Source organism: Thermomonas sp. (assembly GCF_046293095.1).
GTDB lineage: Bacteria > Pseudomonadota > Gammaproteobacteria > Xanthomonadales > Xanthomonadaceae > Thermomonas.
In genome coordinates this window covers 100,459-112,107 of record NZ_JBKBPN010000001.1, presented here as the reverse complement: position 1 = coordinate 112,107, position 11,649 = coordinate 100,459, and the positions used below count along the sequence as shown (strand labels likewise).

10 protein-coding genes are annotated in these 11,649 nt (G+C 68.0%); 5 read left to right on the top strand and 5 right to left on the bottom strand.

All coding sequences use genetic code 11. The features are described from left to right. The first annotated feature begins 2 nt into the window (after positions 1 to 2). From ACK4SG_RS00575 to ACK4SG_RS00560, 4 genes are all read left to right on the top strand, one after another. Complete coding sequence (locus ACK4SG_RS00575; RefSeq protein ID WP_409598926.1) at positions 3 to 3,077, top strand: efflux RND transporter permease subunit; 3,075 nt, start codon at positions 3 to 5, stop codon at positions 3,075 to 3,077. Further along, positions 3,074 to 3,769: a DUF4386 domain-containing protein gene (locus tag ACK4SG_RS00570; protein ID WP_409598925.1), complete on the top strand. Its 696-nt coding sequence runs from the start codon at positions 3,074 to 3,076 to the stop codon at positions 3,767 to 3,769. Before ACK4SG_RS00575 ends, ACK4SG_RS00570 begins: the two co-directional genes overlap by 4 nt. A 22-nt stretch (positions 3,770 to 3,791) precedes the next feature. Then, positions 3,792 to 4,211: a DUF6326 family protein gene (locus tag ACK4SG_RS00565; RefSeq protein WP_409598924.1), complete on the top strand. Its 420-nt coding sequence runs from the start codon at positions 3,792 to 3,794 to the stop codon at positions 4,209 to 4,211. 105 nt (positions 4,212 to 4,316) lie between these two features. Further along, positions 4,317 to 7,022: a GNAT family N-acetyltransferase gene (locus ACK4SG_RS00560; protein ID WP_409598923.1), complete on the top strand. Its 2,706-nt coding sequence runs from the start codon at positions 4,317 to 4,319 to the stop codon at positions 7,020 to 7,022. A gap of 9 nt (positions 7,023 to 7,031) precedes the next feature. Here the strand turns inward: ACK4SG_RS00560 and ACK4SG_RS00555 are convergent, their stop codons facing one another. From ACK4SG_RS00555 to ykgO, 5 genes are all read right to left on the bottom strand, one after another. Further along, a complete protein-coding gene (locus ACK4SG_RS00555) occupies positions 7,032 to 8,246 on the bottom strand; it encodes a TraB/GumN family protein (protein WP_409598922.1) in 1,215 nt (404 codons plus the stop codon). After that, a complete protein-coding gene (locus tag ACK4SG_RS00550) occupies positions 8,239 to 9,126 on the bottom strand; it encodes a carbon-nitrogen hydrolase (RefSeq protein ID WP_409598921.1) in 888 nt (295 codons plus the stop codon). Before ACK4SG_RS00550 ends, ACK4SG_RS00555 begins: the two co-directional genes overlap by 8 nt. Then, positions 9,126 to 10,157, bottom strand: a complete 1,032-nt coding sequence (locus ACK4SG_RS00545) for an agmatine/peptidylarginine deiminase (protein WP_409598920.1) — start codon at positions 10,155 to 10,157, stop codon at positions 9,126 to 9,128. Before ACK4SG_RS00545 ends, ACK4SG_RS00550 begins: the two co-directional genes overlap by 1 nt. Positions 10,158 to 10,208: 51 nt before the next feature. Then, positions 10,209 to 10,538, bottom strand: coding sequence for a hypothetical protein (locus ACK4SG_RS00540; protein WP_409598919.1), 330 nt, complete (start codon positions 10,536 to 10,538; stop codon positions 10,209 to 10,211). Between the two features lie 115 nt (positions 10,539 to 10,653). Then, positions 10,654 to 10,779, bottom strand: coding sequence for a type B 50S ribosomal protein L36 (ykgO, locus tag ACK4SG_RS00535; RefSeq protein WP_010342887.1), 126 nt, complete (start codon positions 10,777 to 10,779; stop codon positions 10,654 to 10,656). Positions 10,780 to 10,917: 138 nt separating this feature from the next. Here ykgO and cmk point away from each other — a divergent pair, with 138 nt between their 5' ends. After that, positions 10,918 to 11,598, top strand: coding sequence for a (d)CMP kinase (cmk, locus tag ACK4SG_RS00530; RefSeq protein ID WP_409598918.1), 681 nt, complete (start codon positions 10,918 to 10,920; stop codon positions 11,596 to 11,598). The last annotated feature ends 51 nt before the right edge of the window (positions 11,599 to 11,649 follow it).

Genomic DNA, 11,649 nt, shown 5'->3' with positions numbered 1-11,649 from the left:
GGATGAACATCACCGAACTCTCCATCCGCCGTCCCATCACCACGATCATGCTGTTCGTGTCGATGGTGGTGATCGGCCTGATCGCCTCCTTCCGGCTGCCGCTGGAGGCGGAGCCGGAAGCCTCCATCCCGTTTTTCTTCGTATCTCTGCCGTATCCTGGCTCCACCCCGGAGGAGGTCGAACGCAACCTGGTCCGGCCGGTGGAGGAAGCGCTGGCAACGATGCCGGGCATCGAGTCGATGAACTCACGGGCGAATGCCGACGGTGGCTCGATCCAGGTGCGTTTCAGCGACTGGAGCCGGGACGTGGCCATCGCTGCGTCCGAGGCGCGCGAGCGCATCGACGCCATCCGCGACCAGCTTCCCGACGATTTCCGGCGCTATTTCGTGCAGCGTTGGAGTACGTCCGATCGCGAGGCGATAAGCCTGCGCCTGACCAGCGACGTGGATCTGACCACGCGCGCCGACCTGATCGAACGCAGCATCAAGCAGCGGCTGGAGCGCATTCCGGGCGTCGCCCGCGTGGAAGTGGAGGGCGTGGCCAAGCAGGAGGTGCTGGTCGCGTTGGACAAGGACCGCCTGACCGCGCATGGCGTGGCGCTCAATGAGCTGGTGCAGAAGCTGCAGGCGGCCAATTTTGCGGTTTCCGCCGGGCAGATCACCGAGGCGGGTCAGCGCCTGCGCGTGCAGCCGCTGGGGGAGCTGCAGCAATTGCAGCAGCTGCGTGACCTGCCCATCGACAGGAAGGGTACCCGCCTGTCCGACGTCGCCGATGTCGAATTCAAGCCGCAGCGCATGAACTATGTGCGCCAGATGGACGGCAAGCCCAGCGTGGGCGTGGACATCTACAAGGAGCGCGCCGCGAACCTGGTTGATCTGTCGCGCCGCGTACGCGAGGAAATCAAGGTGCTGGAAGCCGATCCGGCGATGCGCGGCGTGGCCATTGAGATCACCGACGACCAGGGCCAGGCCGTGGTGGGTTCGCTGTCCGCTCTGGCTGAGGCCGGCGCCATCGGCCTGCTGCTGTCGGTGGTCGTGCTGTACGCCTTCCTGCGCCACTGGCCGTCCACCCTGATGGTGACCACGGCGATTCCGATCTGCTTCACCATGACCCTGGGCTTCATGTACTTCGCCGGCATCACCCTCAACATCATCTCGATGATGGGCCTGCTGCTGGCGGTAGGCATGCTGGTGGACAACGCCGTGGTGGTGGTCGAGAGCATCTACCAGGAGCGCGAAAAGTATCCCGACAAGCCCTGGCTCGCTTCGATCCTTGGCACCCGCCACGTTGCCATCGCGCTGTCGGCGGGCACGCTCTGCCACTGCGTGGTGTTCCTGCCGATGTTGTTTGGCGAGAAGAACATCATCACCATCTACCTGTCGCAGCTGGCGGTGACGATCTCGGTTTCGCTGCTGGCGTCATGGCTGGTGGCCATCAGCCTGATCCCGATGCTTTCCGCGCGCATGAAAACGCCGCCGGCGGTGAAGTCGCCCTTCATTTCGCGCCTGCAGGAGCGCTATGCGCGGGCGCTGCGCTGGACGTTGCAGCACCGCGGCTGGAGTGTGGCCGGCATCCTCGCCATCTCGCTGGCAAGCGTGTATCCGATACTGCACACCCCCGGCAGTGGGGACGACAGCGATCCCACCGAGATCAACGTCTTCTACCAGTGGAAGGGCGCCTACTCCAAGGAGGAGATGGGCAAGGAAGTGGCGCGCGTGGAGCAGTTCATCAACGCGCACCGGAAGGACTTCAAGGTCGATCGCGTCTACAGCCGCTACAGCGAGCAGGGCTGGGCGCAGACCCGGATGTTCCTGACCATCGACGATGCCGAGCAGAACAAGAAGATCACCGAGCAGGTGCGCAAGGGGTTGCCGAAATCCGCACGTGCCAATATCGGGATCGGCTGGCCGGGTGGGGGCGGTGGCGATGCCAGCCAGGGCATCACCTTCAGCCTGGTTGGCGATTCCACGCAGACGCTGAAGGAGCTGGCGGGCGACATCGTGCCGATCCTGTCGCGCAACCCCAAGCTGCGCGACGTTCGCGTGGATACCGGCGATGCCAATACCGAATTACGGGTGCGGGTGAACCGCGAGCGGGCCGCCGCCTACGGCTTCAGTGCCCAGCAGGTGGCCCAATTCGTGGGCATGGCGCTCCGCGGCTCCTCGCTGCGCGATTTCCACCGTGGGGACGTCGAAATCCCGGTCAATGTGCGTTTTGCCGGCTCGGAGGAATACGGCGTCGAGGATCTGTCCACCTTCATGGTGCGGGCCCCCAACGGTACGGATGTGCCGCTGCTGGCGATGGTGGATGTGGATACCTCCCCTGCGGCGACCCAGATCCAGCGGCAGAACCGGCAGACCATGCTGCAGGTGCAGGTCGGCCTGGCGCAGGGGACATCGGTGCAGGATGCGCGCAAGGCGATCGAGCAGACCCTTGCGGGCGTGCAGTTCCCGCCAGGCTACAGCTACACCTTCGACGGTGCCGGCTTCAACATCAACTTCGACGGCATGAAGCAGATGTTCCGCGCCATCGTCATCGCGCTGGTGCTGATGCTGGTGATCATGGCGGCGGTGTTCGAGTCGCTGTTGTTCCCGCTGGCCATCATGTCCTGCGTGCTGTTCTCGATCTTCGGCGTGTACTGGCTGTTCTGGTTGACCGGCACCGAGATGAACATCATGGCGGTGATCGGCATCCTGGTGCTGATGGGCGTGGTGGTGAATAACGGCATCGTGATGATCGAGCACATCAACAACCTGCGCCGCCGCGGCCTGCCGCGCATCGATGCGCTGGTGGAGGGCAGCCGCGAGCGGTTGCGACCGATCTTGATGACGATGGGGACCGCGATCCTGGCGATGATCCCGATCGCGCTGTCGACCAAGACCGCCGAAGGGATGCCGCCGTACTATCCGATGGCGCGCGCCATCGCCGGTGGGCTGGCATTCTCGACCGTGGTCAGCCTGCTGTTCCTGCCGACCATCTACGCGCTGCTGGATGACTTGCGTTCGGGCACCGCGCGATTGATCGCCCGCGCCAAGCTGGACCGCGCCCAGCGCCGCCAACAGCCGGTGTCGGCATGATGCCTGCCGACGCGGCACGGTTGCGGCGCGGCGGGCGGCTTGCTGGCGCGCTGTACCTGGTGGTCGTGCTGTCCGGACTGTTCTGCCTGGCCTACGTGCCGTCCCGCACGGGCGCCACGCTGCTGGAGGCGAGGGCGCAGGCGGACCTGTTCCGCGCAGGCATTGCGGCCTTCCTGTTGATGCAGGTCGCTTTCCTGCTGGTGCCGCTGGCGCTCTACCGGGTGTTGGCCGATGCCGGTCGCGAGGCGGCGGTGTTGATGGTGGCGCTGGCGGTGGCCAGCGTGCCGGTGGGCCTGGTCGCGGCGACCCATCGGATGGAAGCGCTGGCGCTGGTGCAGGGTTCGGCGGAGGACGGCACGGCACAGGCCGCATTCGCCGCGGCGATGGAGCGCTATGGCCATGGCCTGCGCATCGCCAGCCTGTTCTGGGGACTGTGGTTGCTGCCGTTCGGCATGCTGGTGCTGCGCTCCGGGCGCTTGCCGCGTCTGCTGGGTGGCCTGCTGGTGCTGGGGGGGCTTGGTTACGTCGCCAAGGTGTTCGGTGGTCTGGTGCCGGGCGGCTTGGGCATCCCGATGGATTACCTCACGCTGCCCGCGGCCCTCGGCGAGATCGGCAGCTGCCTGTGGCTGCTGGCCTTTGGCGTTCGCATGACTCGCCCCGGATCCGTTCCGCCGGCGGGGTCTGCAGCCTGACGATCCCTTGCTGGAACATTTGATGCACCTCCATCGCGCACCGCTGTCGGATCCGCCGCTCCCGCATCGCCTGAAACTCTCGGCGCTGTGGGCAAGCCTGACCTTCTGTTACCTCTACGGCGACTATTTCGGCCTGTACAAGCCCGGCAAACTCCAGCACATGCTCGACGGCGCTGGTCCGATGGGCCCCGCCAGCCAGGGGTCGCTGCTGTTCGTGGCGCTGCTGCTTGCCGTGCCCGGCCTGATGGTGGTCCTGTCGCTGGTGGTGCCGCTGCGCGTCCTGCGTCCGCTTTCGATCGGGCTGGCCCTGTTCTATGCCCTGTTCGTGGCGCTGACCATGCCCGGGGCGTGGTGGTTTTATGTCGCGTACAGCGGCATCGAAATCGCGCTGTGCGCAGGGATCATCTGGCTGGCGTGGCGCTGGCCGCGCCTGGCGGCTTAGCGCAGGATAGTGAGTCTGGGGGCCGTGGCGTGTCGCCACGGCCTGCCAACGCAGGGGCGCCGCGGGTTACCCTGTCGGCATGTGCATTCACGTCGGCGTCCCCGGATGAGCCTCTACGCGCTTGATGCGGTGTTCCGTCCCCGCTCGGTGGCGCTGGTGGGTGCCAGCCCTCGTGAGCGTTCGGTCGGGCGTGCCATCCTGCGCAACCTGCGCGAGGCGGGGTTCGATGGCCCGATGGGCGTGGTCAATCCCCGCCATGCGTCCATCGAGGGCGTCGCGTCGGTCGCCCGGCTTGCCGCGTTGCCGTTCCGGCCGGACCTTGTCGTCGTGTCCTCCCCGGTCGAGACCGTGCCCGACGTCATCGCTGATGCGGCGGCCGTTGGCGCCCGCGCGGCGATCATCGTCACCGCCGGATTGGGGCAGGGGCCTGGCTCCCGCCTGGCACAGGTGGAGGCCATCGCGCGCGCGCACGGCCTGCGCATCGTCGGCCCCAACTGCCTCGGGGTGATGTCGCCGCATGCACGGTTGAACGCCAGTTTCGCGGCCGGTGCGCCGCTGGCGGGCGACCTCGCCCTAGTGTCGCAGTCCGGCGCCATTGCGTCGGGCCTGGTGGAATGGGGGCGTGCGCGCGGGGTGGGATTTTCCGCCGTGGTGTCGCTGGGCGATGCGGCCGACGTGGACGGCGGCGATCTGCTCGACTGGTTTGCGCAGGACCCCAGGACCCGCGCGATCCTGCTGTACATCGAATCCATCCGCGATGCGCGCAAGTTCATGTCCGCCGCGCGTGCCGCCGCGCGCGCCAAACCGGTGGTGGTGGTGAAGTCCGGTCGACATGCGCAGGGCGCGCGCGCCGCCGCCACCCACACGGGGGCGCTGGCGGGCTCGGATGCCGTCTACGACGCGGCGTTCCGGCGTGCAGGTCTGCTGCGGGTGATGGCGCTCGACGAACTGTTTGCTGCCGCCGAAACGCTGGGCCACCTGCGCAGCGCGCCCGGGCGCCGGCTGGCGATCCTGACCAACGGCGGCGGCATCGGCGTGCTGGCGGTGGACCGACTGGTGGACATGGGCGGTACGCTTGCCACCCTCGATGACGCCACTCGCACGCGGCTGGATGCGCTGCTGCCACCCACATGGTCGCGCGCCAACCCCATCGACGTGATCGGCGATGCCGATGCGCAGCGTTACACAGCCTCGCTGGAGGCGCTGCTGGCAAGTCCCGATAACGACGCCGTGCTGGCCATGCACGTGCCCACCGCGCTGTCGTCGTCCCTGGAAACCGCCAGCGCGGTCGCGGACCTGCTGTCCGCGCGTCCGCGCGCTGCCGGCCACAAGCCGGTGCTGGGCGTGTGGGTCGGGGCGGGCGAAGACGCCACGGCCCGGCTGGATGCCGCCGGCGTGCCGACCTACGCCACCGAGGCGGACGCGGTGCGCGGTTACATGTACCTCGTCCGCCACCAGGAGGCGCAGCAGGCGCTGATGGAAACCCCGCCCAGCCTGCCCGAGGATTTCGAGGTGGATGCCGCTGGTGCGCGGACGGTGGTGGAGGGCGCATTGGCGGCGGGACGACGCTGGCTGGACCCGTTGGAAGTGGCCGCACTGCTCCGTGCCTACGCGATCCCGGCGATCCCAGTGGTGCTGGCGGCCGATCCCGCGCAGGCCGAAGCCATCGCCGCGCCGATGCTCGCGGCGGGAACGCCCGTCGCGCTGAAGATCCTGTCGCCGGACATCGTCCACAAGTCCGACGTCGACGGCGTGCGGCTGAACCTGACAAGTGGTGCCGCTGTGCGCGAGGCCGCCGAGGCCATCTTTTCCCGCGCACGAGCGCTGCGGCCGGACGCGCGCATCGACGGCTTGACGATCCAACCGATGGTGGTCAAGCCCAAGGCCCGCGAGTTGATCGTCGGCCTGGCGGACGACCCGACTTTCGGCCCGGTGGTGGTCTTCGGCCGCGGCGGTACGGCGGTGGAGGTGATCGACGACAAGGCGTTGGCACTGCCACCGCTGGACCTGCGCCTGGCCCATGAACTGATCAGCCGGACCCGCGTTTCGCGCATCCTGAAGGCCTATCGCGACGTGCCCGCTGCCGACGAGCGCGCGGTGGCGCTGGTGCTGGTGAAGCTGGCGCAGCTGGCGGCCGACCTGCCCGAAGTGCGCGAACTGGACATCAACCCGCTGCTGGCGGATCGCGATGGTGTGGTCGCGGTGGACGCGCGGGTGGCCATCGCCCCCTGCGAAGCTGCGCCGCAGCGCGGCCCCTGGCACCCGCGGATGGTGGTCCGTCCTTATCCGTCCGAGTGGGAGCGCACGGTCGACCTGGCAAACGGTGAGCGCATGTTCGTACGCCCGGTGCGGCCAGAGGACGAGGCGCTGTTCCGCGAGTTCTTCGATCGTGTCAGTGACGAGGACCTGCGCCTGCGGTTCTTCTCCACCGTACGCCACTTCAACCACGAGTTCATCGCGCGGTTGACCCAGCTGGACTACGCACGTGCCATCGCCCTGGTCGCCTTGGGCACCGACACCGGCCAGCTGCTCGGCGTGGTCCACCTGCTGGCGGACGCCAACTTCGAAAAAGGCGAGTACAGCATCCTGGTTCGCTCGGATCTGAAGGGCTACGGCATCGGCTGGCAGCTGATGCGCATGATGGTGAATTACGCGCGCAGCGTGGGCCTGAAGGTCGTGGAGGGGCAGGTACTTCGAGAGAACGCCACCATGCTGCGCATGTGCCGGCAGTTGGGCTTTGCCGTCAGCATGGATCCCGACGATCCGGTGGTGATGGACGTGAGGCTGGATGTGGCCAGCGCCGGCGTCTGATCCGCAGGCTCAGTGCACCAGTCGGGCGAAGATGCTGGCGCCGGAGATCCATACCCCGGCTGCGCTGCCAAGGTTGGTCAGCAGGAACACCAGCACCACCCGGCACACGCGGTTGCGGTACCAGCCGCCCAATGTCTGCGCGTCGTCGCGCAGCGCCAGGAAGTCCGGATAGGCCGGCTTGCGCAGGTGGACCTCCGCCAGCGCGCTGAACATGCCGGGCGGCAGGCCCGGTCGGAACGGCTTCAGTGGCGCGGCAATGGCCGCAGCCAGGATGCTCAGCACGTGCCCGCGCGCCAGCAGCGCCCCCAGCGCCGCCAGGCCGCCGGTCCAGGCGAACCACTGCAGCAGCAGATCGCGGCCCAGGTCGCGGCCGCCGTGGAAATAACCCCACGCGATGCCGCCGCAGATGAGCACCATCAGGGTGAGGGTGACCCAGGGGATGTTGCGCTTCCGGGCGACATGGGTGAGTTCGGCAGTGAGCGCCGCCGGCGCGCGCGTGTCCTCGGCGAGATAGCGGGCCATGCCTTTGAGGTGGCCGGCACCGACCACCGCCAGCACGCGTCGTGCGCCGTCGTCCCGCTCGCGTAGCTTGGCGGCCATGTACTGGTCGCGTTCGTCGATCAGGCTGGTGTAGAGCGAGGGCGTCTGGCGGGCGAATTCGCCGAAGCTCGATTCCAGCATGTCGCCCTCCTTGAGGCGCTCGATGTCGTCCTCGGTGACATCCTCGCTGGCGAACAGGCCGCCGATCACGCTGCCGATCAGCTTCATGCGGTCCCACCAGCGCAGGCCCTGCAGGATGCGGCGGAAGGTGATGCCGACGTCACGGTCGATGAGCTGCAGCGACAGCCCGCGCGCCACCGCCTCGGTGGCCGCGGCCTTCAGCTCCGCGCCGGGCTCGATGCCCAGCTGCTCGGCCAGGCGGCGCTGGTAGGCGGCCAGCGCCAGATTGGCGGCAAACGGCGCCACCTTCTTTTCGCGGATGACTTTCACCAGATCCAGCTGCGCCAGCGCATCGGGCTGGGTCAGCGCCTTGTGGCGCTGCTCGTCCAGCTCCACGGCGACGGCGTCGAACTGGCCGCTGTCGATGGCGGCATGGACCGCATCGATGCTGGCCTTCGACACGTGCGCCGTGCCCAGCAGGGTGTAGTGGACGCCGTCGCGCTCGACCTCGATGACGGGCTGGCCGGCGAAACCGGCATCGCGCTGCGGGATGGCCTCAGTCACGGTAGCGCTTCACCAGATCGCCATAGGCGTCGATGCGGCGGTCGCGCAGGAACGGCCAGATCCGGCGGACCTGCTCGCTGCGCTGCATGTCCACTTCGGCCAGCAGCAGGGTGGGTGTGGTGCCGGCTTCGGCCAGGCGTTCACCCTGCGGGCCCAGCACGATGGAGTTGCCCCAGAAGTCGATGCCAGCGGCGCCCAGCGTCGAGGGTTCGTGCCCGACCCGGTTGCAGGCCAGCACGGGCAGGCCGTTGGCGACCGCGTGACCGCGATGCGACAACACCCATGCGTCGCGCTGGCGGGTCTTCTCGTCCTGGGCATCGTCCGGATCCCAACCGATGGCGGTGGGATACAGCAGCAGCTCGGCACCGGCCAGCGCCATCAGCCGTGCAGCTTCCGGATACCACTGGTCCCAGCACACCAGCACGCCCAGCCGGCCCACCGAGGTGTCGATGGGCGTGAAGCCCAGATCGCCCGGGGTGAAATAGAACTTCTCGTAGAAGCCGGGATCGTCCGGGATATGCATCTTGCGGTATTTGCCGGCGAGCGTACCGTCACTGTCAAACACCACCGCGGTGTTGTGGTAAAGCCCGGCGGCGCGCTTCTCGAACAGCGAGCTGACCAGCACCACGCCGTGGCGCTTGGCCAACGCCGCCAGACGCGCGGTGCTGGGGCCGGGGATGGGTTCGGCACGGTCGAACTCGGCCACCGACTCGTGCTGGCAGAAGTACGAGCCGTTGTGCAGTTCCTGCAGCAGCACCAGCCGGGCACCGGCAGCAGCGGCCTCGGCGACGCGCGCTTCGATCACTGAGAGGTTGGCGTCGGCATCGCCGTGGTTGCGTTCCTGCACCAGCGCGACGGGGAGCTTGCTGTACTTGGACATCAGACCAGTCCTTCGGGCAATTGCATGGTGATGCAGTGGAGGCTGCCGTTCTGCCAGATCAGCGGCCGGCACGGCACCGGCACGATCTCGCGTCCCGGGAAGGCCTGCGCCAGTACAGCGGCTGCGGCGGCGTCCGCGGGATCGCCGTAGGCCGGCATCAGCACCGCGCCGTTGACGATCAGGAAGTTTGCGTAGCTGGCCGCCAGTCGGCGGCCTTCGTCGATCACGGGCTTGGCCCACGGCAGCGGGAACAGCGTGTAGGGCCGGCCGTCGCGGGTGCGCAGGGCGGCGATCTCGTCGGCCATCGCCTTGAGGTCGGCGTGATGCGAGTCTGTCGCGTCATCGCAGGCCTGGAAGACGATCGCATTGCCGGGGGCGAAGCGGGCGAGGGTGTCGATATGGGCGTCGGTGTCGTCGCCCTCCAGCGCGCCGTGCTCCAGCCACAGCACGCGGTCCTGGTGCAGCCAGACCGCAAGTTGCGCGGACAGCTGCTCGCGGGTCGCGTCGGGGTGGCGTTCGTGCAGGCAGCGCCAGGTGGTGAGCAGGGTGCCGGCGCCGTCGGTCTCGATGCCGCCCCCTTCCAGCGCGAAATCGATGCGCTGGCGGGTTGCGTTGCGGAACAGGCCCTGTGCGGCCAGTGTTTCCACCAGCAGGTCGTCGCGTCCGGCCTCGAACTTGCCGCCCCAGGCGGTGAAACGGAAATCGAGCAGGCGGAAGCCTGCGCCATCGCGCAGGGTGATGGGGCCGGAGTCGCGCAGCCAGGTGTCGTCGTAGGCGACGGTCACGAAGCGCACGCGCGCCATGTCCACGCGGTTGGAGCGCAGACGCATTTCCGCGTAGGTTTCGATGTCGTCGTCGGCCACGCAGATCACCACCGGTTGGAAGCGGGTGATGGCCTGAACCAGGGCGATGTAGGTTTCTTCGACCTCGCCAAGGCGGTCGGCCCAGTCGGTGCCGGCGTGCGGCCACGCGATCAGGATCGCCGATTGGGGTTCCCACTCGGCGGGGAAGCGCACGGAAGTTGCGGTCATCGGTTCTGCGTCAGCGGCCCGGCAGGCGGGCCCGGGTTGCGGGAAGCCGCCTCAGCGGGAGGCGGGCTTGGGGCCGATTTCGTCGGCGCTGACCTTGTTGGCCACCGCGTCGATCACCCGGCCGTGTTCGAAATAGACGGTGAAGGTGGGATAGACCCAGCGATCGATCGCCGGCCACGCGCGCTTCTGGCCGCCGCGGCGATCCAAGCGCTCGGCCGGTGCGCCATATCGGGCTTCCACCTCGGCCATGCGCAGGCCCCGTGCGGGCAGGTTCCCCGGCTCCTGCTGCACTCGCTGGATCAGCAGGGTGTCGCCGGCGAAAGCGGTGCCCGAGGCGGTGAAGCAGAGGGCGAGAAGCAGGTTGCGGAACAGATGGGCCATGGCGGTACTCCCGGGGGTGGAAGCAGGATTCTATACGCCGATACGCAAAAAGCCGCCTCGCGGCGGCCTTTGCGGGGTCGGGCCGCGCGCGGGGCGCGGCGCCTTCACACCGGTTTCAGCGCTGGCGCGCCTTGAAACGCGGGTTGGACTTGCAGATCACGAAGACCTTGCCACGACGGCGAACCACCTTGCAGTCGCGGTGACGGGCCTTCGCCGACTTCAGGGAGGACAGGACCTTCATGATGAAACCTCGGCAAATGGATGGGATGGAGCAGTAAGCCGCGCATTGTAGCGGGTATTCGTCTGCTTTTTCAACAGCTTGGCCTGCCGGCCCCGTGTGCCGGTGTGCGGGGGCGCGCGCAGGCGCCATAATGCAGGCATGGACATGACCGTGCCCGTTCTGACCATCGATGGCCCTTCCGGTTCCGGCAAAGGCACCATCAGCCGGCTCGTGGCGGCCCGGCTTGGCTGGCATTACCTGGATTCGGGCGCGCTGTACCGGGCGGTGGGTATCGCCGCAGGCTGGTCGGACATCGATCTGTCCGACGCTTCCGCCCTGGTGCGATGCGCTTTCGATACCACGGTGGTGTTTCGTGAGGACGGTGCCGGCGAGCCGCGGGTGATCGTGAATGGGGTGGATGCCACCCTGGAGCTGCGCACCGAAACCGCCGGCGCGGCCGCCTCCGCCATCGCCGCGATCCCCGAGGTCCGCTCCGCCCTGAAGGAGCGCCAGCGCGCCTTTCGCCAGCCGCCGGGGCTGGTGGCCGACGGCCGCGACATGGGGACGGTGATCTTCCCCGACGCCCCCTACAAGGTGTTTTTGACCGCCAGCGCCGAAGAGCGCGCGGAGAGGCGATATAAGCAGTTGAAAGAAAAAGGGGTTTCGGTCACAATCGACGGTCTGCTGCGCGAGATCCTCGCCCGCGATGCCCGCGATGCCAGTCGCGCGGTGGCGCCGCTGCGTCCGGCAACCGATGCCGTGATCATCGACACCACCGGGCTTCCCATCGACACGGTGGTCGACCGCGTCCTCGACGTCGTCGTCCCGCCTGCGGCCTGAAGGCCTGGCGCCCGCACAGCAGAAACCGTTCCGCGGATGCCTTGGGCAGCC